This window comes from Ralstonia sp. SA306 (assembly GCF_054792405.1).
On record NZ_CP096451.1, the window covers coordinates 2,815,957 to 2,839,392 of the forward strand.

Below are 23,436 nucleotides of genomic sequence, written 5' to 3' on the forward strand. Positions count from 1 at the left end.
GATCAAATCGTCAACGTGCCGCGTCCGATTTCGATCACGCGGCCACCCACGTGGATCGTGCCGTCGGCATCCACACGCAGCGTCAGGTGGCAGGGTCGACCCACTGCGGCGCCCTGCTCGATGCGGTAGCTTGCCGGCAAAGCATGGCCCGTCGCGCGCAGCCAGCCGCCCAGGTTGGCGCACGCCGAACCGGTGCCCGGGTCTTCCCACAGGCCGGTGCCGTATTCGAAGAAGAAGCGCGAAGCCACCGGATCGTTACTGCCAGGCGCGGGCATGGTGAAGACGTAGGCGTTGCGCCCGTCGTTGCGGCTGCGCGGCCAGACATCGAAGGCTGACGGGTCGGGCCGGGCGCGCTCCACATCGGCGCGCGTCTTGACCGGCACCATAAGTTGTTCGATGCCTGCGTCAACCCACAGCGGCGGGCCCGCCAGCGCATCGGCGTCCAACCCGAGCATCTTGGCAATGGCCGGATCGGCTTCGCGCGTATTCAGCGCCCCCGAGCGCGGCGGCACGAGCGACCACCCCTCGTCCTGCGCCGTCAGCGATACGATGCCCGACTGGCAACGCAGCGTCAGCTCATTGCCTGGGCCGTACAGCTCGCGCACCACCTGCGCCGTCCCCAGCGACGGATGCCCGGCAAACGGCATCTCGTAATCGGGTGTGAAGATGCGGAAACGCGCCGTGGCGCCATCCGTGTCATCGGGAAAAATGAACGTGATCTCGGACAGGTTGAACTGGCGTCCGATGGCCTGCATGGTGGCGTCGTCCAGGCCCCGCCCGTCTTCAAAGACGGCGAGCTGGTTGCCGCCGAACGTGGATTCGGCAAAGACGTTGAGCAGACGGAAGGCGTAGCGCGGCATGGTGGCGTCCGGAGTGTGGGGAAGAAAAAAAGCGGTGTGGCGATACGTCATCATCAACGCATCCCCACACCGCCTCCATGCACACTTGCAGACAGTTCGCGCGAATCCGGCCTGACAGTTGGCGGACAGCGCGAATGCCGTGAAAGATTGCCGCTGACTTACTTGCGATAGTCGTACACGCCGCGGCCGGTCTTGCGGCCCAGGTAGCCGGCGGCCACCATTTCGCGCATCAGCATGGCCGGGCGGTACTTCGGGTCAGCAAACTCGGTGTACAGCACTTCCATCACGGCGAGCATGGTGTCCAGGCCGATCATGTCGGCCAGCGCCAGCGGCCCGATCGGGTGGTTGCAGCCGAGCTTCATGCCCTCGTCAATCTCCTCCGGCGAGGCCAGACCTTCGCCCAGCACGCAGAACGCCTCGTTGATCATCGGGCACAGGATGCGGTTGACGACAAAGCCCGGGCTGTTCTTGACCGTGATCGGCGTCTTGCCGAGCTGCTTGGCCAGCGCTTCCACAGACGCATGCGTGGCATCGCTCGTCTGCAGGCCGCGAATGACTTCGACCAGCGCCATCATCGGCACCGGGTTGAAGAAGTGCATGCCGATGAAGCGGCTCGCGTCCTGCAGCACGGCGGCCAGCTTGGTGATCGAGATGGACGACGTATTCGACGCCACGATTGCGTGCGGTGCGGCCGCAGCTTCGAGCTGCTTGAGAATCTTCACCTTCAGGTCGAAGTTCTCGGTGGCGGCTTCGATCACGAGGTCGGCGCGCTTGAGGTCGTCATAGCTGGTCGAACCGTGGATGCGTGCGAGCGCCGCAGCCTTGTCGGCTTCGGTCAGCTTTTCCTTCTTGATGAGCCGGTCCAGGCTGCCCGCCACCGTGGCAATGCCCTTCTGCACGGCGGCATCGCTGATGTCCACCATCACCACATCCAGCCCAACCACGGCGCACGCTTGCGCAATGCCGTTGCCCATTGTTCCGGCACCGACGATGCCGACGACTTGAATTGCCATGAACTGCTCCTCGTTTGGTATTGGAATGAGAGATGGAAATGAAACAGATTGCAGAGGATAAACGACGCGGCGATGCACAGAAAAGCCTTGCTGACGGTAACGTCACATTCCACCGGATCGCCGTATGATGACCGGCGTCGCGCCGCTCTCTCATCTCAGGCGCAAGGACGCTGGAAATGGACCGCTTTCTCAGTATTGAAGCCTTCGTGCGCGTGGCAGAAACGCGCAGCTTTGCCGAGGCCGCACGCCAGCTGGGCGTGACCAACTCGGTGGTCACCAACCGCGTGCAACAACTGGAGCGCTTTATCGAAGCGCCGCTGTTTCACCGCAGCACGCGGCACGTGCGTCTTTCCGAAGTGGGCGAAACCTACTACAAGCAATGCGCCGAAGCCGTCTGCATGCTGACGGACCTGACCGACCAGATGCGCGGCCTGCGCGCCACCCCCGCCGGCAAGCTGCGCATCCGCATGCTGCCCGGGTACGCACTCAGCCACTTTGCCGAGCCGCTGGCCAGGTTCGGGGCGCAGTACCCCGATATCCAGCTCGACGTGGTGGTCGACGACAGCGTGGTCGACCCGATTGCCGAGGGGTTCGACGTGGCGTTTCAGATCTTCCCGCCGATCAACGATTCGCTGATCGAGCGGCGCCTGTTCCCGCTGCGGCGCATGTTCTGCGCCACCCCCGCGTACGTCGAGGAGTACGGCATGCCGCAGCAGCCGGCCGATCTGCTGCAGCATTCGCTGGCGCTGTACTCCGGCTACCCGACCCGCAAGCGCTGGGTGTTCTCGCGCAATGGCGAGGCCAGCGCTGCGATGGACCTGCCCGAGCAGGTGCGCTCGAATTCAGTGCATCTGCTGCGCGACTACGCCCTCACCAGCGCCGGCATTGCCTGCCTGCCCACCCTCGTCATCAGCGACGATCTGGTCGCCGGCCGCCTCGTACCCGTGCTTGCCGACTACGACCTGACACCGCTGCACTTCTCCGCCGTGTATCCGGCGACGCAGCGCCAGGCCGTCAAGGTGTGCGCATTGATCGATTGCCTCGCCAGCTACCACGCTGGCGAGCCGGCATGGGACACGCCTTTGCTCGAGCGCGGCTGGGTCCGCTAACTGCCGCGTGCGCCGAATCCCACGACTGGCGCGCGTATCCAGGGTACCGATGGAATGTTTCGGGAAGTCGCGACGATTGTTCGGCAATCGCAAAAACTGCACTCGCCGATTGAGCGTTGCGCCCGGTACGCAACTTCCTATCATGGTTGGGCCGTTGATCGCGCCGCGCCGATGCGGCGTCAGATCTGCAGCGCCCCCCTCGCATCTCCTATCGGAACCGGATACGGCCATGAATCCCAAGCTGGAAGTCCTTACCCCGCAGAACTGTCAACTGATCTTCATCGACCACCAGCCGCAAATGGCCTTCGGCGTGCAGTCGATCGATCGCCAGGTCCTGAAGAACAACACCGTCGGCCTTGCCAAGGCCGCGAAGATCTTCAACATCCCCACCACCATTACGACCGTCGAGTCGCAGAGCTTCTCGGGCTATACCTACCCGGAATTGCTCGATGTGTTTCCGGATCAGGAACTGCTCGAACGCACCTCGATGAACTCCTGGGACGACCAGAAGGTGCGCGATGCCTTGGCAAAGAACGGCCGCAAGAAGGTGGTCGTCTCGGGCCTGTGGACGGAAGTGTGCAACTGCACCTTCGCGCTATCGGCCATGCACGATGCCGACTACGAGATCTACATGGTCGCCGACGCCTCGGGCGGCACGTCGAAGGAGGCGCACGACTACGCCATGCAGCGCATGATCCAGGCTGGCGTGGTGCCCGTGACGTGGCAACAGGTGCTGCTGGAATGGCAGCGTGACTGGGCCCACCGCGACACGTATGACGCCGTCATGAAGCTGGTCAAGGAACACTCCGGTGCCTATGGCATGGGCGTGGACTATGCCTACACGATGGTGCACAAGGCTTCGCAACGCACGGCCACGCCGCACGAGGCGCTGGCGCCCGTGGCGGCCAACTGATCGCGCTGCCGCCCCTAAAAGAAGACGCTGCTCCGGCCGGGCGACGCATGTGCAACCGCATGCGTCGCCCTGTCGTCCATTCAATCAGCCACCACCCTCTCTCATTCCCATGCAAACGATTACCACCCAAGACGGTACGCGTATTTTTTACAAGGACTGGGGCAGCGGCAAGCCCGTCGTCTTCTCGCACGGCTGGCCGCTCAATGCCGACGCCTGGGACGCGCAGATGCTGTTCCTGGTGCAGAAGGGTTTTCGTGTCATCGCGCATGACCGGCGCGGCCATGGCCGTTCCGACCAGCCGTCGCAGGGCAACGACATGGACACCTATGCCGACGACCTGGCAGCGCTGCTCGATGCGCTCGACATCCAGGGCGCCACGCTGGTCGGCCACTCCACAGGCGGTGGCGAAGTCGCGCACTACATCGGCCGCCATGGCACCAGGCGCGTCGCCCGCGCGGTGCTGATCGGCGCAGTGCCGCCCATCATGCTCAAGACGGCATCCAACCCGAAGGGCTTGCCGATGGACGTGTTCGACGGCATCCGCAAGGGTGTGGCCGACAACCGCTCGCAGTTCTACCGTGATCTCGCCACGCCGTTCTTCGGCTTCAACCGGCCCGGCGCAAAGGTCTCGCAGGGCACCATCGATGCCTTCTGGGCGCAGGGCATGACCGGCGGCATTCATGGCCAGTACCTGTGCATCAAGGAATTCTCGGAGGTCGACTACACCGAAGACCTGAAGAAGATCGAGGTGCCGGTGCTGTTCCTGCATGGCGACGACGACCAGATCGTTCCGATCGACGATTCGGCCAGGCTGGGCGTGGAGCTGGTGAAAAACGGCACGCTCAAGGTCTATCCGGGCGGCTCGCACGGCATGTGCGTGACCGAAGCGGACAAGGTCAACGCGGACCTGCTGGCGTTTATCACCGGCTGACCTGGGCGGGCGGCGCACGTCGAGCGCGCCGCCCTTCGCATTCTGGATCTGGAGCCCTCGCTTTGAAGCCCTACCTCATCTCCATTGGCGTCGGCATGCTGGTCGGCATCATCTACGCACTGCTGCACGTCCGCTCACCGGCGCCACCGGCAATTGCGCTGGTCGGGCTGCTCGGCATGCTGATCGGCGAACAGGTCGTACCGGCCGCGCAGCGCCTGCTGGCCGGCGAGCCGATCACCATGGCGTGGTTCCGCCACGAGTGCGTGCCGAAGATCACCGGCGCACCGCCCCAAGTGCCACCCGCGGCGCAACCAACGGACCTGGCCGCCACCGGCGGCTCTGGCGGCACCACGCCGCGCAACCCGAGCTGACGCCATGACACGCCTTTCGCTCGACCCCTTGCACGCTGCAGCCCCTGCCGATACCGCCCTGCACGTTGGCCTGCTGTTCCTGCGCCTGACCGGCAGCGCCCTGCTGATTGCCGTACACGGGCTGCCCAAGGTGCTGCACTACAGCCAGGAACTCACGCGCATTGAAGACCCGTTCCACATGGGCGCCGCCCCCACACTGCTGCTGGCGATCCTGTCGGAAACACTGTGTCCGCTGCTGGTTGCGCTCGGCCTGCTCACACGCTTGGCGTGTCTGCCCATCGTCGCCACGTTGCTGGTGGCCATGCTGGTGGTGCATCCTGACTGGTCGCTTGCCGATGGGCAGTTCGGATGGATGCTGCTGATCATCTTCACCACGGTCCTGATTGCCGGACCCGGACGTTTTTCGATCTACCCCAAATACTGACGCAATGACCGCCGACCTCATCCTGCACAACGGCCGCATCCACACGGTCGACCGCGAACGCCCCACCGCCAGCGCCGTTGCCGTGCGTGACGGCCGCTTTGTTGCCGTGGGCGACGATGCGACCGTGATGGCCCAGCGCGGCGCCTCCACCCAGATCATCGACCTGCGCGGGCGCACCGTCATCCCCGGCCTGAACGATTCGCACCTGCACCTGATCCGGGGCGGGCTGAACTACAACCTGGAGCTGCGCTGGGAAGGCGTGCCCTCCCTGGCAGACGCGATGCGCATGCTCAAGGAGCAAGCTGCGCGCACGCCGTCGCCGCAATGGGTACGCGTGGTGGGCGGCTGGACGGAATTCCAGTTTGCCGAGCGCCGCATGCCCACGCTGGAAGAGCTGAACCAGGCCGCACCCGATACGCCCGTGTTCGTGCTGCACCTGTACGACCGCGCTCTGCTCAACCGCGCGGCGCTGCGCCAGGTCGGCTACACCAAGGACACGCCGAACCCGCCGGGCGGCGAGATCCAGCGCGACGCGTCCGGCGAGCCCACCGGCATGCTGATCGCCAAGCCCAACGCGATGATCCTGTACGCGACGCTGGCCAAGGGGCCGAAGCTGCCGCCGGAATACCAGGTCAACTCCACGCGCCAGTTCATGCGCGAACTGAACCGCCTGGGCGTGACAAGCGCCATCGACGCAGGCGGCGGCTTCCAGAACTACCCGGAAGACTACGAAATCATCCGCGAGCTGTCGGTGCAGAACCAGCTCACCATCCGCATCGCTTACAACCTCTTCACGCAAAAACCGAAAGAGGAACTGGCCGACTTCAAGAACTGGACCGGCAGCGTGCAATACCGCCAGGGCGATGACTTCTTCCGCCACAACGGCGCGGGCGAAATGCTCGTCTTCTCCGCAGCCGACTTTGAAGACTTCCTGCAGCCGCGCCCCGACCTGCCCGAGACGATGGAGCAGGAGCTGGAAACCGTGGTGCGCCACCTTGTTGCGCAACGCTGGCCGTTCCGGCTGCACGCCACCTACGACGAATCGATCTCGCGCATGCTCGACGTGTTCGAGCGCGTGAACCGCGACATTCCGTTCAACGGCCTGCCGTGGTTCTTTGACCATGCGGAGACGATTTCGCCGAAGAACATCGAACGCGTGCGCGCACTGGGCGGCGGCATCGCCATTCAGGATCGCATGGCCTTCCAGGGCGAATATTTTGTCGACCGCTACGGCGCTGCCGCCGCAGAACAGACGCCACCCATCAAGCGCATGCTGGCCGAAGGCGTGCCGGTGGGCGCCGGCACCGACGCCACGCGCGTGTCGAGCTATAACCCGTGGACGTCGCTGTACTGGCTGGCGAGCGGGCGCACCGTGGGCGGCATGGCGCTGTATCCGGAGGGGCTGCCGCGCGAGGTGGCGCTGGAGCTGTACACGCACGGCAGCGCATGGTTCTCGGCAGACCAGGGCAACAAGGGGCAGATCAAGGTCGGGCAACTCGCCGACCTGGCAGCGTTGTCGGCGGATTTCTTCAGCGTGCCCGAGGCCGACATCAAGACCATCGAATCGGTGCTGACGGTGGTGGGCGGCCGCATCGTCTACGGGGCAGCGGAGTTCTCCGAGTTCGGCCCGCCGCCGATTCCGGTGCTGCCGGAGTGGTCGCCCGTGGCACGCGTGCCGGGGCACTGGCGGCCGGCTGCGCCGTTGCAGCAGCAGGTGCACCAGTGCGTTGGCTCATGCTCCGTGCACGGCCATGCGCATCAGAAGGCCCGCACGGCCAACGTGCCCACGACCGACTTCCGCGGATTCTGGGGCGCCTTCGGGTGTTCGTGCTTTGCCTTCTGAAACGGCGACGACAGCGACGGCAGCGCCAGCGTCGGCGCGTTTCCTGATCGCCCAGGGAACGCTGCTGGCGTTTGTCGCCGGCTATGTGGATGTGGTCGGCTTTGCGGCGTTGTTTGGGCTGTTCACCGCGCACGTTACGGGCAACTTCGTGATGATCGGCCTGGAGCTGGCGGGCTCCGGGCAAGGCGTGCTGGCCAAGCTGCTAGCGCTGCCGATGTTCGTGCTGGCCGTGGCGGCGACCAAGCTGGCCGTGACAGCGCTCACACAGCGCGGGGTGGCGCCGCTGCGGCCGCTGCTGTTCGCGCAGGCCGTGCTCCTGCTGGCGTTCATGGTGGCGGGGTTGCTGGCGCTGCCAATTCAATCGGCGGATGCACCGGCCACGATTGTTGTCGGGCTCATCGGCGTTGCAGCGATGGGCGTGCAGAACGCCAAGGCGCGCATCGTGCTGTCGGAGCATGCACCCACGACCATCATGACCGGCAACACGACGCAGATCGTGATCGACGTGGTCGAACTGCTGTCGCCGGGTGGTACGCAGAAGGATGTTGCGCGCACGCGGTTGCGGAAGATGGTGCCGCCGCTGGCCGGGTTCGCCACGGGCGCGGTGCTGGGGGCGTTGGCGTTTGCAACGTTTTCGTTCTGGTGCGTGTTGCCGCCGGTGGGCATCTTGGCGGTCCTGGCTGTGATGCAGCGGTAGGTTTTGTTTCTGTGTCGTGGATGTTTTTTGCCTACGCCGGCGGCGGGCGGGTGTGGTTCAGCCCCCCTTTCGTTCCCTGCCGGGCACGACTCACTTTTCTTTGTCTTGCCAAAGAAAAGTAAGCAAAAGAAAGGCGCGCCCGAGATGGCGACTTCCCCTTGAATTTATGTCGCAGAGAGGGGAAGGGAAAAACTCGCTTCGCTCAGACAGTTTCCCTTCCTTTTTCCTCTCTGCAACAGAAATTCAAGGCGCCATCTAGGGCCCCAACGGCCACACCATCGAAGCACAACTGCAGTCGCAGATAGCAGCACAACGCGGAGCAAAGCGAGCAGCAACAGCAACAAGCAAGAGCCACTCGGGCACGCAGACCAACGGTTTGGTAGTTGACGTTCCTGCCCTAGATGGCGCCTTGAATTTTCGTAAGCGGGCGGAAAATAGGCGGGGAACTGTCTGAGCGAAGCGAGTTTTCCCCGCCTCCGCCCGGTTACGCAAATTCAAGGAAGGGGTCGCCGTCTCGGGCGCGCCTTTCTTTGCTTACTTTCTTTGGGCAAGACCAAAGAAAGTGAGTCAGCCCCGGCAGGGGATGAAACAAGGGATGCACCACAAACAAAAAACCAAAACCCAAACCCCCTACATATTCCGCCGATACTCCCCCCCCACCTCAAACAACGCATGCGTAATCTGCCCCAGCGAGCAAACCCGCACCGCGTCCATCAACACCGCAAATACGTTCTGATCCTCGATCACCGCCCGCTGCAGACGCTGCAGCATGGCCGGCGCTTCCCCAGCATGCCGTGCGTGAAAATCCTGCAGCCGCGCGAGTTGGCTCTGCTTTTCCTCCTCGCTTGAGCGCGCCAGTTCAATGTGCGGCGGCACCACGCTCTCTGCGTCCGGATTGCGGAACGTATTCACACCGATGATCGGCAGCGAGCCGTCGTGCTTGCGCTGCTCATACAGCATCGACTCTTCCTGGATCTTGCCCCGCTGGTAGCCGGTTTCCATCGCGCCAAGCACGCCGCCGCGCTCAGCAATGCGCTCGAACTCCTGCAGCACGGCTTCTTCCACCAGGTCCGTCAGTTCATCGATGATGAAGCTGCCCTGGTTCGGGTTCTCGCACTTGGCCAGGCCCCATTCGCGGTTGATGATGAGCTGGATGGCCAGCGCACGCCGTACAGACTCGGCCGTCGGCGTGGTGATGGCCTCGTCGTACGCATTCGTGTGCAGGCTGTTGCAGTTGTCGTAGATGGCGATCAGCGCCTGCAGCGTCGTGCGGATGTCGTTGAAGGCGATCTCCTGCGCGTGCAGGGATCGGCCTGACGTTTGCACGTGGTACTTCAGCTTCTGGCTGCGCTCGGTCGCGCCGTACTTGTCACGCAGGGTCACCGCCCAGATGCGGCGCGCGACGCGGCCGAGCACGTTGTACTCCGGGTCCATGCCGTTGGAGAAGAAGAACGACAGGTTCGGCGCGAAATCGTCGATGTGCATGCCGCGCGCGAGGTACGCCTCCACATACGTGAAGCCGTTGGCCAGCGTGAAGGCGAGTTGCGAGATCGGGTTCGCGCCCGCCTCGGCAATGTGGTACCCCGAGATCGATACCGAATAGAAATTGCGCACCTGGTGGTGCACGAAATATTCCTGGATATCGCCCATCACCTTGAGCGAAAACTCGGTCGAGAAGATGCAGGTGTTCTGCCCCTGGTCTTCCTTGAGGATGTCGGCCTGCACCGTGCCGCGCACGTTCTGCAGCACCCATGCGCGGATCTTCGCCTCCTCGTCCTGCGTTGGCTCGCGGTGGTTGTCCGCGCGGAACCGGGCCAGGTTCTGATCGATGGCGGTGTTCATGAACATTGCCAGGATCGTCGGTGCCGGCCCGTTGATCGTCATGGATACCGACGTGGCAGGGCTGGTCAGATCAAAGCCGTCGTACAGCACTTCCATATCGTCGAGCGTGGCGATGGACACGCCCGAATTGCCGACCTTGCCGTAGATGTCCGGGCGCAGCGCCGGGTCTTCGCCGTAGAGCGTGACGGAGTCGAACGCGGTGGAGAGCCGCTTGGCGTCCATGCCTTCGGAGACGAGCTTGAAGCGCCGGTTGGTGCGGAAGGCATCGCCCTCGCCCGCGAACATGCGCGTCGGGTCTTCGTTCTCACGCTTGAAGGCAAACACGCCGGCGGTGTACGGAAAACTGCCCGGCACGTTTTCCCGCATCAGCCAGCGCAGTACTTCGCCATCGTCTTCATAGGGCGGCAGCACGACCTTGCGGATGGTGGTGCCGGAGAGCGTGGTGTGCGTAAGCTGCGTGCGGATTTCCTTGTCGCGGATCTTCACGACGTATTCGTCGCCGGAATAAGCACGGCGCAGGTCAGGCCACATGGCGAGCAGCTTGCGTTCGGTGGCGCCGAGTTGTGCGTCGCGCTCGGCCGCTTGCTTGTCCAGTGCGGACAGCGTCTGCACGGTGGCGCCCGCCTGCTCCAGCATGCGGTGGCTGGCCCGCAACTGCTGGCGCTCCCGCGCGAGGCGGCTTTGCGCATCGACGCGGCGGTGGTAGCTGCGCACCGTATCGGCCAGCTCCGCCAGGTAGCGCACGCGCGCGGGCGGCACGATGGCGTCGTGGCTGGTGGAACATTTGCCGGCCGGACGCGGCAACGTGCGCTCGGCCAGCGCCATGCCGCGCTCGGTCAGCCGATCGGCCAGCGTGTGATACAGCGCCGTCACGCCGTCGTCATTGAAGTGCGAGGCCTGCGTGCCGAACACCGGCATGTCTTCAGGCCGGGCATGCCATTGCTCACGGTTGCGCTGCACCTGCTTGGCGACGTCGCGCCACGCGTCTTGCGCGCCCTTGCGATCGAACTTGTTGATGGCCACCAGATCGGCAAAATCGAGCATGTCGATCTTCTCCAACTGGCTGGCGGCGCCAAACTCGGGCGTCATCACATACAGCGACAAATCGACATGCGGCACGATGGCCGCGTCGCCCTGTCCGATGCCGGAGGTCTCGACAATGATGAAATCGAACCCGGCGGCACGGCATGCGGCAATCACGTCGGGCAGCGCGTCGGAGATCTCGCGGCTGGCCTCCCGCGTGGCCAGCGAGCGCACGAAGATGTTCGGATGATTGATCGCGTTCATGCGAATGCGGTCGCCCAGCAGGGCGCCGCCCGACTTGCGCCGCGACGGATCGATCGAGATGACGGCGATGCGCAGCGCGTCCTGCTGGTCGAGCCGGACGCGGCGGATCAACTCATCGGTGAGCGACGACTTGCCCGCACCGCCCGTGCCCGTGATGCCGAGCACCGGCGTCGGCGTGGCCATCGCAGCCGCGTGCACGGCCTCGCGCAGTGCCGGATCGATACGGCCCGATTCCAATGCGGTGATCAATTGCGCCAGGGCGCGGCGGTTGCCGTTGGCGACGGGCTCCAGCGTGGCCGGCGCATAGATGGAGAGATCGATATCGCAGCGCTGCACCATGTCGGCAATCATGCCGGCCAGGCCCATGCGCTGGCCGTCTTCGGGGCTGTAGATGCGCGCGACGCCGTAGTCCTGCAACTCGCGGATCTCCGTCGGCACGATCACACCGCCCCCGCCGCCGAACACCTGGATGTGCTCGCCGCCGCGTGCGCGCAGCGCGTCGATCATGTACTTGAAGTATTCGACATGGCCGCCCTGGTAGCTGGACACCGCAATGCCCTGCACGTCTTCCTGCAGCGCGGCGTTGACCACCTCGTCTACCGAACGGTTGTGCCCGAGGTGGATCACCTCGCAGCCCATCGACTGCAGGATGCGCCGCATGATGTTGATCGACGCGTCATGCCCGTCGAACAACGATGCGGCCGTCACGAAGCGCACCTTGTTGCGCGCCGGCGCAGGCTCGCTGGCGGGCGTGGGATCGGCCGCGCGGGCAGCGGAAAGATCGGTCATGTCTCCACCTTCGAAAAGTGGGCGCCGGCGTTGGATGTGTTGTACGACGCACAAGGCGAGGCGTGCCGGTCGGCGGGTCGAACAGACAGTATTTTCGGGGTTGACGCACTCGTCAACCGGCCGCACGGTGCGCCAGCACTTCCAGTGCTTCGTTACCTGCAGCTTCATGGTGCCCGGAGCGCGATTCCTTCCAACAGGCACGCCGCCGCCCCGCCGTGGTTTGCGCAAATGGCGGGGCGGGAACGGTCCGATCTCGGTGCAACACCCAGCTTGCACACAATCGATACAAATCGTTAGAGTCAGATTTTGGTCGGAGAGGGGTCCGGCCATAGGGGGATATTCCAATGCCAAGCCGCGCAACGATGCGCTGGTGTCTGACCGCCTTGCTGGCGTGGTCCGGCCACGCCCTGGCGTGGGACTACACGCCTGGCGCCATCCCGGGGCTGATCAGCGTGCTTGGTTTCCTGACCGTGCAATCGCAGGCGCTCGACCGCGCCATCCAGCGCTTTCCCGGCCAGCGTGAAGAGCTGATCCGCGCCCGTACCCAGTTCGACAACACCTTCCCGCAGGCGCTGGCCCGCACGCGCCGCCTGATCGCCGGCATTCCGCTATCCGACGACGAGCGGCAACTGCTGATCGAGCGCGCACTGGATATTCACCAGCCCAGCGTGATGACAGCCACCCAGACTGCCCAGACGGCCCACGCGCTGGCCGAGCGCGTGGTTGCACGTGCGCAAGGCAATCAGGATCGCGCCACGCTGCAGACGCTGCTGGCGGTGGTCTACGACGACCGCCCCGCCGATGAGCTGGGCAGCCGCTTCACACAGGCCGTGACGTTGTCTGACTGGCCGAATGCGCGCGGTGCGAGCCTCGGCCTGCGGCTGCCGTTCTCCTGGGAGCGCGTGCCGCCCACGCCGCCGCGCAAGCCCGACCCGGCGCGGGTGGCGATCGGCGCGTGGGCCAACCAGGGGGGCTCGGGGCTGTCGCGCATTGAACTGATCGTGCATCCCACCGAAGGCGACCCCGAAACCGTCCCTGACAGCCGCGAGCCTCGCTGGATGCGCGATGCCGTCAAGCAAGCTGTGGCCGCCCCTTGCCGGCTAATTGGCTGGGGCACGCAATCGTTCGGCGGGCGCCCCGGCGTGTGGGCCAGCTACATCGGCGAATCGCCCGGCCCGCACATCCCCCGCGCGCCGGGCAACACGCTGGTCGGCCGCGTCTTCATGGTGCCGACCGACGGCGCGCTGCTGATGCTGCACGTGCAGTCTCCCGCCACATCGCCCGAGCAGGCCAGCACCGTGCGCTTGCGGTACGAGCCTCTGTGGAACGCCGTGGCGGCATCGTTTAGCGTCGCGGGCGCCAAGCCGTAACCTTCCCAAGGCGTAACGCACCACGACGGCGCATTTGGCGCGGCGCTCGCACCAATTCAAGGCACTCACGCACCGATTTCGGGCTCGCCTCAACGCGCCGCCCGACCACGACCTCGCGCGCACGGCCCTGGTGCGCCATGTCACCTTTTTGCACACCGTTGGAACAAGAATTGCATCTGTCGGCGCTTTTTGCGTCATTTGTGGGCACGCACTGCACCCGGATGGCGCTGATCCCTCAACCCGCACGACAACCGCAATGAACTCCATCAAAACCGGGGGCGACGCGCTCTTCATCCTGCTGGGCGCGATCATGGTGCTGGCCATGCATGCCGGCTTCGCGTTCCTTGAGCTGGGCACCGTCCGCAAGAAGAACCAGGTCAATGCGCTGGTCAAGATCCTGGTCGACTTTGCCGTGTCGACCATCGCGTACTTCTTCATCGGCTATTCGATTGCGTACGGCGTCAATTTCTTTACCGGCGCCGATGTGCTCGCCCAGCAGAACGGCTATGAGCTGGTGAAGTTCTTCTTCCTGCTGACCTTCGCGGCGGCCATCCCGGCCATCATCTCGGGCGGCATTGCCGAGCGCTCGCGCTTCGAACCCCAACTGGCGGCGACCTTCGTGCTGGTGGGCTTCGTCTACCCGTTCTTTGAAGGCATCGCCTGGAACGAGCGCTTCGGCATCCAGCACTGGCTGCAGAGCGTGACGGGCGCGGAGTTCCATGACTTTGCCGGCTCGGTGGTTGTCCATGCCGTGGGTGGCTGGATCGCGCTGCCGGCAGTGCTGCTGCTTGGCGCCCGCCACGGCCGCTACAGAGACGACGGCCGCATCGCCGCGCATCCGCCGTCGAACATCCCGTTCCTGGCAGCCGGCGCCTGGGTGCTGGCAGTGGGCTGGTTCGGCTTCAACGTGATGAGCGCGCAGACGCTCGACAAGATGAGCGGCCTGGTTGCCATCAACTCGCTGATGGCCATGGTGGGCGGCACGCTCACCGCGTGGTGGATGGGCAAGAACGACCCGGGCTTCTCGTACAACGGGCCGCTGGCGGGCCTGGTGGCCGTGTGCGCAGGCTCCGACGTGATGCACCCGCTGGGGGCGCTTGCCGTCGGCGGCATTGCGGGCGTGCTGTTCGTCTGGATGTTCACGCGCGTGCAGAACGTCTGGCGCATCGACGACGTGCTCGGCGTGTGGCCGCTGCATGGTCTGTGCGGCGCGTGGGGCGGCATCGCGGCCGGCATCTTCGGCCTGAAGGCGCTGGGCGGTCTGGGCGGTGTGTCGTTCTGGGCGCAGGTGGCGGGCACGGCAGGCGGCATTGTCATTGCGCTGATTGGCGGCACGGTGGTGTATGGCACCCTGCGCAAGCTCGTGGGGCTGCGGCTGGACCGCGAGGCCGAGTTCATGGGCGCCGACCTGGCGATCCACCGCGTCTCATCCACGCCGGAATCGGAAACCCACTGGTAAGCAGGGGCGTCGAAAGAAGGCGCGCGCGGCGCTTGCTACAGTGAAAGCGTGTTCCCCCGCCCAACTGCAGGAGTGCCGCATGCCCGATATCGATCCGAATCACCCCATTACCGTGGAGTCGAACCCGCGCCGCGTGACGGTGAGCCTCAACGGCTTCACCATCGCCAGCACGCATCTGGCGCGCACGCTGCGCGAGGCGTCGTACCCGCCGGTGCAGTACATCCCGCGCGACGATGTGCAGATGAACCTGCTGGAGCGCACGCAGCATCACACGCATTGCCCCTACAAGGGCGACGCGTCGTACTACACCATCGTGGCCGGCGATGTGCGCGCCGACAACGCCGTCTGGACGTACGAACAGCCCAAACCCGTCGCGCGTGAAGTGGCGGGCTATCTCGCGTTCTATCCGGACAAGGTGACCATCCAGGAGGAATGAGTGCGCAGGCGCTGCTGACATGCCGCTGTCATGCAGGCGGCGCACGATGTGCATGTTCCTCTTCTCACGGATCCTCTTTCCGTGAAAGTTCCGAGACCCGGCGCAGCATGATCTGTGGCCGGGTATTTTTTTGGGCGGATGCCGGTGCTATTCTCGGCGGCACCATGCTGGACTTCCGCACTTACGGCCTCGCTGCACCTCCGCACTCGCACGACTTCATGCAGGTCGTGATGCCCGCACGCGGCATCCTGGAGATGGACGTAGACGGCCGCGGCGGCCGCGTCGACACGCACCACGCGGCGCTCATTCCGGCCGGCGCCACGCATGCGTTTGAAGCCACGGGCGCCAACCGCTTCATCGTGTTCGACATTCCCGGGCAGGCCGCTGACGCCCCCGGCCTGGGCGGCCTGGCCGATCGCGTGTTCTTTCCGCTCACGCCGGGCCTGCGCGCGCTGACGACGTGGCTGCAAGACGCGCCCATCGTCGACACGGTGCTGGCCAATGCGTGGTCGTCACTCGCGCTGGCGACGCTGGCCGCGCATCCGGCCAACCAATCCACGCAGATACGCGCACGCGCCGATGCGCGTGCCGAGCGCGTATGGCACGCGATTGAACACCGCTACGCCGAGCCGCTCACCGTCGATGCGCTCGCCGCAGAAGTCGGTGTGAGCGCGCGTCGCCTCGCCACGCTGTTCCGTGCGGCATACGGCACCACGCTGCACGCGCATCTGGCCGAGGTACGGCTGCGGCATGCGTTGACGCTGCTGGAAACCACCGCCCTGCCCATCGCCGAGGTTGCCGCGCGCACCGGCTACTACGACCAAAGCGCCCTCACGCGCCACCTCAAAGCCGCACACGGCATCACCCCCGCCGCGGTGCGGCGCTAGCCCCACCCATTTCCGTTTTTGCCAAAGCGCAGCCGTCTTCGCCAAGACGCGCGGCGCGCGCACGCGCAGAGTGCCGGTTCGATTGATCTTTCCGGGCAGACGCTCCATGGCTGTTGGCGACACCTCCACTGCAACGCATCTTCATCACGGTCAGCACGACACACGGCGTGACCACCTGACGGGCATCGGCTACGGCGTCGCGGCCGGGGCGCTGTGGGGCGTCATCTTCGTCGCGCCGAAGATGCTGCCGCAGTTCTCGCCCTTAGCGCTTTCGGCAGCCCGGTATGTGTTGTACGGCGTGTTGTCGCTGGTGCTGGCACTGCCGGTGTGGCGCACGCTATGGCGCAAACCGACTCGGCGTGATTGGGTGGCGCTGCTGCTGTTATCGCTGCCGGGCAACATTCTTTACTACCTGTGCGTGGCGGGTGGCGTGCAGCGCGCGGGCGTGGCACCGGTGTCGCTCATCGTCGGGTTGCTGCCGGTCACGGTCACGCTCGCGGGCGCAGCCGAACGGGGCAGCCTGCCCATGCGCCGTCTGGCCCTGCCGCTGCTGATGGCCGTGGCCGGTGTGGTGTGCATCTACCTGGATGCGCCCGACGTGCATTCGGATGCGGGCGGCAGAACCTATTTCATCGGCCTGCTGATGGCCGCGGGCGCGCTGGGGTGCTGGACGGTGTATGCGGTGTGCAATGCGCGGTACCTGCGCGCGCGGCCGCAGTTCACCAGTCGGGAGTGGTCGCTATTGACTGGCGTTGCGACTGGGGTGTTGTCACTGGCACTGGCCGTGCCGGCGTTTTTCATGCCCGGCATGGCGACGGCTTCTGCGCAGCCCGCATCGGCGTGGGGGATGTTCTGGCTGGTGAATATGGGGGTGGCGCTGGGGGCGTCGGTGCTGGGGAATAGCCTGTGGAATGCGGCCAGCCGCAAGTTGCCGCTGACGCTGTCGGGGCAGTTGATTGTGTTTGAGACGGTGTTTGCGTTGGTGTATGGGTTTATCTATGAGGCTCGATGGCCTCATGGGCTTGAGGTGGCGGCTGCGGTTTTGTTGGTGAGTGGGGTGGGGTTGGCGGCTCGGCGGCATGGGTAGGTTTTTTGTTTGGGCTGTTTTGGACGTGGTGGTCCATCCCCTGTTTCATCCCCTGCCGGGGCTGACTCACTTTCTTTGGTCTTGCCCAAAGAAAGTAAGCAAAGAAATGCGCGCCCGAGATGGCGAAAGATTCCTTCAATTTCCGTAACCGGGCGGAGGCGGGGAAAACTCGCTGCGCTCAAACAGTTCCCCGCCTTTTTTCCGCCCGCTTACGAAAATTGAAGGCGCCATCAAGGGCAGGAAAGTCAAAGGCCAAACCATCTCAGCGCCAGCCCAAACGACAAAGCCAACCTCGCGACGGGTTGGCCTTTTTCTTTTGACGTTGAGCCCTTGATGGCGCCTTGAATTTGTGTGAGCGGGCGGATCAAGGAAGGAGGCTTGTCTGAGCGCAGCGAGTTTGCCTCCTTCCCCGCACGGTCACACAAATTCAAGGGGATGTCGCCATCTCGGGCGCGCCTTTCTTTTGCTTACTTTTCTTTGGCAAGACAAAGAAAAGTAAGTCGTGCCCGGCAGGGTACGAAAAGCGGATGGACCACCAACCCCAAAACCAAAAACAAAAACAAAAACAAAAACAAAAAACCCCCGCCCCATTTGACGCCCCAAATTTTTCATGGATAACTGTGTCCCCTCCCCCCAACAACACAGCGAGCCACTCCATGACCGTCCAAACCTGGCTGGCCTTCATCGGCGCCAGCATCATCATCCTGCTCATCCCGGGCCCGACCATCCTCTTGGTGATCGGTGATTCGCTGGCCAACCGTGGCCGTTCGGCGTGGAGCACCGTTGCCGGCGTGGCGGCAGGCGACACGACCGCCATGACCATTTCCCTTGCCGGTGCGGGCGCGCTGCTCGCCGCTTCGGCCACGGCCTTCACGGCACTCAAGCTCATCGGCGGTTCGTACCTCGTTTATCTGGGCATCAAGTCCATCCTCAGCGCCCGCCGCCTGCGCGATGACGTACAGGCGGACGCGCCCGAGGCCGCCATCCCTGTTCAGCAGAAGTCCGCTGGCCGCCGCTTCCTGTCGGCCTGGACGGTCACCGCGCTGAACCCCAAGAGCATTGTCTTCTTCGTCGCGTTTGTGCCGCAGTTCATGTCGGCCGAGCAGACCTTCCTCTCGCAGAGCGTGATCCTGCTGCCGACCTTCGTCGTCCTGGCCGCCGCCAATGCGTCGATGTACGCGCTGGCCGCCAAGCTGCTCGCCAAGCGCCTGACCAGCGTGGCTGCACAGCGCCGCTTCGGCTACACGGGTGGCGCGGTGATGGTGGGCGCAGGCACGCTCACGCTGGGCATGCAGTCGGCCTGATCGCGCTCCAAGCCGCACCGAGGACACCCAATGCCCCGCAGTTACCTCCGCCCCGCGCCGATCACATCCGGTGGCGCCCACAGCCACCACCGCGTCACCAACATCGAGCTGTTCTTCGATCTGGTGTTCGTGTTTGCGGTGACGCAGCTCTCGCATCTGCTGATCGGCAATTTCACGCTGCAGGGCGGCGCGCAGGCGCTGCTGCTGATGCTGGCGGTGTGGTGGGTGTGGATCTTCACGTCGTGGGTGACGAACTGGCTCGACCCCGAAAAACTCGCCATCCGCATGCTGATGCTCGTGCTGATGACGGGTGGGCTGCTGCTCTCGGCATCGCTGCCGCAGGCGTTCGGCTCGCGTGGGCTGGCGTTTGCACTGGCCTATGTGTTCATGCAGTTCGGGCGCACGCTGTTCTTTCTGTGGGCCGTGCGTGGCGAGTCGCTGCCCTTGCGGCGCAACTTTCAACGCATCGGCACGTGGCTCGGGGTCTCGGCCGTGCTGTGGCTGGCCGGTGGCCTGTCGGAGGATTCCGTGCGCTGGGCATGCTGGATCATCGCGCTGGCCATCGAATGGCTCGGGCCGTCGATGGGCTTCTACACGCCGGGTCTGGGCCGCTCCACCACCAACGACTGGAACGTGGAAGGCGGCCACATGGCCGAGCGCTGCTCGCTGTTCATCATCATCGCGCTGGGCGAATCGGTGCTGGTGACGGGCTCCACGTTTGCCGCGCTCGACTGGAACGCAGAAAACATCGCGGCGATGGCGATGTCGTTCATCGGCAGCCTGGCGATGTGGTGGCTGTACTTCGACACGATTGCCGAGCGCGGCGCGCGCACCATCTCGCATTCGGCTGATCCAGGGCGGCTTGCACGCCTGGCCTACACCTACATTCACGTGGTGCTGGTGGCCGGCATCATCGTCGGGGCGGTGGCCGATGAATTCGTGCTGGCGCATCCGGTCGGCCACGCCCATGCGGGGACGGCGCTGGCGGTGCTGGGCAGCGCAGCGCTATACCTGCTGGGCAACCTGCTGTTCAAGTGGGCGATCTTCGGGCGGTTGCGCCCGGCGCATGTGGTCGGCCTGGTGGTGCTGGGCGGCGCATGGCTGCCAGCGGCCGAGCTTCCGGCACTGGCCGTGTCGGCGCTGGCGACGGGCGTGCTGTGCGGCACCGCGGCCTGGGAATGGTACGCACGCTCTTGCGAAACAGTGGAGCCCGCACAGGCGCACGGCCAGTGAGTGGTCACCTGAAAATTCCAGTTTTTGGACATTACAAAAGGCCACTCGCCCACATAATCTGTCAACCAACATGACAGAACACGAGGGCCCCGCCATGATCGACCTCTACTACTGCGCCACGCCCAACGGCCTGAAGATGGCGCTGTTCTTTGCCGAAACCGGCTTGCAGCACCGCGTCATCCCCGTCGATATCAGCCGGGGTGACCAGTTCAAGCCTGAGTTCCTGGCCATCTCGCCCAACAACAAGATTCCGGCCATGGTCGATCACGATCCGGCCGAAGGCAGCGAACCCGTGGTGCTGTTCGAATCGGGCGCCATGCTGCTCTACCTGGCCGAGAAGACCGGGCAACTGATGCCCTCCGACCTGCACGGCCGCATGGAAGTGCTCAAGTGGCTGTTCTGGCAGGTGGGCGGCCTCGGGCCGATGGCCGGGCAGATCGGCCACTTCAACGTGTATGCACCGGAGCGCGTGCCCTACGCCATCGAGCGCTACACCAAGGAAACGAACCGCCTGTACGGCGTGCTCGACCGCCGCCTGGCCGATCGACCCTACATTGCGGGCACCGACTACACGATCGCCGACATCGCGGCCTATCCGTGGATCGTGCCCCACGCCGGGCACGGCCAGGACCTGAACGACTTTCCGAATCTGCAGCGCTGGTTCGAAGCCGTCGGCGCACGCCCGGCCACGCAGCGCGCCTATGCCGGGGTCGAGCGCGCCTACTCGCGCCGCCGCGAAGACATCTCCGACGACGAGCGCAGCGTGCTGCTGGGCCAGACGGCCAGCTCCACCGCGCGCTGATCCTCGCGGAGCCTCCGCGCTCCGCCTCCGTTCCGCTTTCTTCTTCTGACAGGAGCCGACCATGCCGGCATCGCTGTGGTGGTTGTGCCTGGGCGCGTTCGCCATCGGCACTGAAGGATTCATGATTGCCGGCCTGCTACCGGTGCTGGCCGCAGACCTGGGCGTGAGCGTGCCGGCGGCCGGGCAGCTCGTCACCGTGTTTGCGGTCACGTACGCCGTGGGCTCGCCCGTGATGGCGACGCTGCTCGGCAATGTGGACCGGCGCCGCGTGCTGATCGGCGCGCTGGCCATCTTTGCGGCCGGCAACCTGCTGGCTGCCAGCGCGCACGGCTTTGGGCAGTTGATGGCGGCGCGCGTGCTGCTGGCGTTGGCGGCCGGCGTCTTCCTGCCGACGGCCAATGCGGTGGCGACCTCGCTGGTGCCAGCTGGGCGCAGCGGCTCGGCGCTCGCCATCATCACGGGCGGCGGCACGGTGGCAGTGGCGCTCGGCGTGCCGCTGGGTGCGTGGATTGCCGCCCAGGGCGACTGGCGCTCGACGTTCATCGCCTGCGCTGTGTTGTCGGCACTGGCCACGGCAGGCCTCGCCTTCGGCCTGCCACGCGCCCTGCCGCACAGCGTGACCACGCTGGCGCAGCGCCTGAGCGTGGCACGCCGGCCCGGCATGCTGGGCGCGCTGGCGGTGTCCGCGTTGTGGGCGGCAGGCGGCTTTACGTTCTACACCTACGTCGCACCGTTCTTTGTGCAAGGGCTGGGGTTCGCGCCGCAGCATGTGGGCATCGTCCTGTTCCTCGTAGGCAGCTTTGCGGCGCTAGGCACAGGCCTGGGCGGCCACATGACCGACCGCGCAGGCGTGGCGCGCGTGCTGGCGGTGAGCAGCGCTGGCATCGTGCTGGCGTTCTCGGTGCTGTCGCTGTCGGCGCAGGTGCTGCACGGCACGGTGGCTGGCGCCATCGCCATCGGTGCGGTCGTGCTGTGGGGCATGGCGGGCTGGGGCTTCGGCCCGGCGCAGGCGACGCGGCTGATCCGCCTCGCGCCCGATGTGTCGCCGATCACGCTGTCGCTGCATGCATCGGCGGTGTATGTGGGGATCGCGCTGGGGTCCACGGTGGGGGCGCTGGCGCTGGCCCATGGCGGGCCGGGCATGCTGGGGTGGGCCGCGGCCGCATGCCATGTGGTGGCGGTGGTGCTGTGGCGAATGGGCGGGCGGCATGAGGCAGTACCGGCTGATGAACCTGCAGCCACGTCGGTCGCCCACTGAGAGTCGCAGCGCAGAACGCGACGCGCCGGGTTCTGAACCCGGCGCTCAGACGTCAAACCCTCGCATTCCGAGCCTGGATGTTGGCGGCCGAGCGTCAAACCCTCGTGCACCACACTTTGGGCTCGACATTTTCGACCTCAAACACTCGCGCTGCAGGCTTCGAGGTCGACGCTCAGGCCACAAAGGCTCGGCGTCCGGCCTTCGGCACCTCGCGCTCGGCCCTTTGAGCCCGACATTTTCGACCTCGAACTGTCATGTTCGGCGCGTTGTGCTCGGCGCCCGAACCTCCAAGAGTCACGCTCGACAGTCCGAGCCTGGCAATTGCGCCTCAAAGCTTCACGCGCCGCGCTCAGACCGCCGCAGTAGGCGCATTCCGGTCGTCGGTCGAACCCCGCCCGCCACGCCGGTCAACGTACGGCAACGCAAACATATAAAGCCCCGTGAACAGCAACAGCGCCAGCGGCAGCAGCGGCGCATAGGTGATCCACGCCGGCGGCTGGGCGCCCTTGCCCACACCCATGGCGACAAAGTTGGCGACGACCGTGAGCGTGAAGGCCATCGACACCCAGCGATGGAACTGGCGGATTGCGTTGCGGGCGCTCACTTTGCACCTCCGGCGGCCTGGATCATCTTCCAGCCGTTGCCAGCGGGGTCACGAAAGCCGGCATCGACACTGCCGAAGCGCTCGATGGGCTCCTGCGTGAACTCGACGCCGCGCTCGCGCAGTTGCGCATAGGTGGCCCGGCAATCGGCAACGGTCAGCACCAGCGGCGGCATCGCGCCCTTGGCGACCATGGCGCGCAGCGTCTGCGCGGTGGCCTCGTCGTGAATGGGCGGCCCGGGCTGGAACAGACCCAGCTGGAACGATGGCTGCTCCGGATGCTGCACCGTCAGCCACCGGTACGGGCCGTTGCGCACATCGGTATGCACGCGAAACCCCAGCTTGTCGACATAGAACGCCAGCGCCGCGTCCTGGTCATCCACATACAGCCCGACGACATTGATCCCTTGGCTCATCACCGCTCCTTGTTGTTGGTGGGTGACGGATTTGTACCGTCCGCCAGCTGGCGGCGCTTCTCCGAAACTGCTGTGACAAGGTCGGGCCGCTGCGCAGCCTTCAGCACACAGGCGGGCACGCGATCCAGTTGCTGCTGCGGCGCGGTGGCCTGGGCGTGGCGGCGCAGGGCGCTCGGGCTCTGCCCTGTGATGTCGCGGAAGATGCGGCCGAAGGTGCCGAGGCTTTCCCAGCCGGTGGCGTAGGCGATCTCGATGATGGGCAGGTCGGTGTCGCGCAGCAGGGTGGTGGCCTGCTCGATGCGGCGCGTGAGCAGGTAGCGGTGCGGCGGAATGCCGAAGGCCTGCTTGAACGAGCGCGCAAAATGCGCCTCCGACACGCCGCTCACTTCGGCCAGCCGCTTGACGGGCCATGCCTCGTGCGAGGCGGCGTCCATGCGGTCTTTGGCGCGAAGCAGGCGGCGCAGCAGCGCGGGGTCTTGCTGCGCGTCGGTGTGTGCCATTGCC

22 protein-coding genes are annotated in these 23,436 nt (G+C 65.3%); 16 read left to right on the forward strand and 6 right to left on the reverse strand.

Features of this window, described 5'->3' with window-relative positions; all coding sequences use genetic code 11:
* Positions 1–2 precede the first annotated feature (2 nt).
* Together M1D44_RS13465 and M1D44_RS13470 are read right to left on the reverse strand one after the other, a co-directional pair.
* Complete coding sequence (locus M1D44_RS13465; protein WP_316852824.1) at positions 3–860, reverse strand: PhzF family phenazine biosynthesis protein; 858 nt, start codon at positions 858–860, stop codon at positions 3–5.
* Positions 861–1,018: 158 nt separating this feature from the next.
* Positions 1,019–1,873 carry a 3-hydroxybutyryl-CoA dehydrogenase gene (locus tag M1D44_RS13470; protein ID WP_024976875.1) on the reverse strand — a complete coding sequence of 285 codons (855 nt, stop codon included), beginning with the start codon at positions 1,871–1,873 and terminating at the stop codon, positions 1,019–1,021.
* A 176-nt stretch (positions 1,874–2,049) separates the two neighbouring features.
* Between M1D44_RS13470 and M1D44_RS13475 the strand changes: the two genes are divergently transcribed.
* From M1D44_RS13475 to M1D44_RS13505, 7 genes are all read left to right on the forward strand, one after another.
* Complete coding sequence (locus M1D44_RS13475; protein ID WP_112186203.1) at positions 2,050–2,982, forward strand: LysR family transcriptional regulator; 933 nt, start codon at positions 2,050–2,052, stop codon at positions 2,980–2,982.
* A gap of 229 nt (positions 2,983–3,211) precedes the next feature.
* The gene (locus M1D44_RS13480; protein WP_024976877.1) at positions 3,212–3,895 is read left to right on the forward strand and encodes a hydrolase; all 684 of its coding nucleotides are present in this window, start codon (positions 3,212–3,214) and stop codon (positions 3,893–3,895) included.
* Positions 3,896–4,004: 109 nt separating this feature from the next.
* The gene (locus tag M1D44_RS13485; RefSeq protein WP_316852825.1) at positions 4,005–4,826 is read left to right on the forward strand and encodes an alpha/beta fold hydrolase; all 822 of its coding nucleotides are present in this window, start codon (positions 4,005–4,007) and stop codon (positions 4,824–4,826) included.
* 62 nt (positions 4,827–4,888) lie between these two features.
* Entirely contained in the window at positions 4,889–5,197 is a 309-nt protein-coding gene (locus tag M1D44_RS13490) for a XapX domain-containing protein (protein WP_316683840.1), read from the forward strand.
* 4 nt (positions 5,198–5,201) lie between these two features.
* Entirely contained in the window at positions 5,202–5,621 is a 420-nt protein-coding gene (locus M1D44_RS13495; protein WP_037031821.1) for a DoxX family protein, read from the forward strand.
* Between the two features lie 4 nt (positions 5,622–5,625).
* Complete coding sequence (locus tag M1D44_RS13500; protein WP_316852826.1) at positions 5,626–7,464, forward strand: amidohydrolase; 1,839 nt, start codon at positions 5,626–5,628, stop codon at positions 7,462–7,464.
* A complete protein-coding gene (locus tag M1D44_RS13505; RefSeq protein ID WP_316852827.1) occupies positions 7,454–8,161 on the forward strand; it encodes a YoaK family protein in 708 nt (235 codons plus the stop codon). The genes M1D44_RS13500 and M1D44_RS13505 overlap by 11 nt, the downstream gene beginning before the upstream one ends.
* Before the next feature lie 630 nt (positions 8,162–8,791).
* Here the strand turns inward: M1D44_RS13505 and icmF are convergent.
* Positions 8,792–12,079, reverse strand: a complete 3,288-nt coding sequence (gene icmF / locus M1D44_RS13510; RefSeq protein ID WP_316852828.1) for a fused isobutyryl-CoA mutase/GTPase IcmF — start codon at positions 12,077–12,079, stop codon at positions 8,792–8,794.
* Positions 12,080–12,423: 344 nt separating this feature from the next.
* Here icmF and M1D44_RS13515 point away from each other — a divergent pair, with 344 nt between their 5' ends.
* The 9 genes from M1D44_RS13515 (at position 12,424) to M1D44_RS13555 (ending at position 21,915) form a co-directional block, all read left to right on the forward strand.
* Entirely contained in the window at positions 12,424–13,449 is a 1,026-nt protein-coding gene (locus M1D44_RS13515; RefSeq protein WP_024976883.1) for a hypothetical protein, read from the forward strand.
* Positions 13,450–13,705: 256 nt separating this feature from the next.
* Entirely contained in the window at positions 13,706–14,908 is a 1,203-nt protein-coding gene (locus tag M1D44_RS13520) for an ammonium transporter (RefSeq protein WP_024976884.1), read from the forward strand.
* Between the two features lie 79 nt (positions 14,909–14,987).
* Positions 14,988–15,344, forward strand: a complete 357-nt coding sequence (locus tag M1D44_RS13525) for a DUF427 domain-containing protein (RefSeq protein ID WP_316683844.1) — start codon at positions 14,988–14,990, stop codon at positions 15,342–15,344.
* Positions 15,345–15,508: 164 nt separating this feature from the next.
* Positions 15,509–16,231, forward strand: coding sequence for an AraC family transcriptional regulator (locus M1D44_RS13530; RefSeq protein WP_112186573.1), 723 nt, complete (start codon positions 15,509–15,511; stop codon positions 16,229–16,231).
* Between the two features lie 106 nt (positions 16,232–16,337).
* A complete protein-coding gene (locus M1D44_RS13535) occupies positions 16,338–17,318 on the forward strand; it encodes a DMT family transporter (protein ID WP_316852829.1) in 981 nt (326 codons plus the stop codon).
* Positions 17,319–17,974: 656 nt separating this feature from the next.
* Positions 17,975–18,622: a LysE family translocator gene (locus M1D44_RS13540; RefSeq protein WP_316852830.1), complete on the forward strand. Its 648-nt coding sequence runs from the start codon at positions 17,975–17,977 to the stop codon at positions 18,620–18,622.
* 30 nt (positions 18,623–18,652) lie between these two features.
* Complete coding sequence (locus M1D44_RS13545; protein WP_024976889.1) at positions 18,653–19,855, forward strand: low temperature requirement protein A; 1,203 nt, start codon at positions 18,653–18,655, stop codon at positions 19,853–19,855.
* Between the two features lie 94 nt (positions 19,856–19,949).
* On the forward strand, positions 19,950–20,657 hold the full coding sequence (locus M1D44_RS13550) for a glutathione binding-like protein (RefSeq protein ID WP_316852831.1): 708 nt from the start codon (positions 19,950–19,952) through the stop codon (positions 20,655–20,657).
* A 61-nt stretch (positions 20,658–20,718) separates the two neighbouring features.
* The gene (locus tag M1D44_RS13555; protein ID WP_112186212.1) at positions 20,719–21,915 is read left to right on the forward strand and encodes an MFS transporter; all 1,197 of its coding nucleotides are present in this window, start codon (positions 20,719–20,721) and stop codon (positions 21,913–21,915) included.
* 349 nt (positions 21,916–22,264) lie between these two features.
* Here M1D44_RS13555 and M1D44_RS13560 read toward each other — a convergent pair whose 3' ends face one another.
* Genes M1D44_RS13560 through M1D44_RS13570 form a run of 3 tightly spaced genes read right to left on the reverse strand, consistent with a single transcriptional unit; the run spans position 22,265 to position 23,432 of the window.
* A complete protein-coding gene (locus M1D44_RS13560; RefSeq protein WP_316852832.1) occupies positions 22,265–22,519 on the reverse strand; it encodes a hypothetical protein in 255 nt (84 codons plus the stop codon).
* Complete coding sequence (locus tag M1D44_RS13565; protein WP_112186214.1) at positions 22,516–22,932, reverse strand: VOC family protein; 417 nt, start codon at positions 22,930–22,932, stop codon at positions 22,516–22,518. Before M1D44_RS13565 ends, M1D44_RS13560 begins: the two co-directional genes overlap by 4 nt.
* Entirely contained in the window at positions 22,932–23,432 is a 501-nt protein-coding gene (locus M1D44_RS13570; protein ID WP_235193188.1) for a helix-turn-helix domain-containing protein, read from the reverse strand. The genes M1D44_RS13565 and M1D44_RS13570 overlap by 1 nt, the downstream gene beginning before the upstream one ends.
* Between the last annotated feature and the right edge of the window lie 4 nt (positions 23,433–23,436).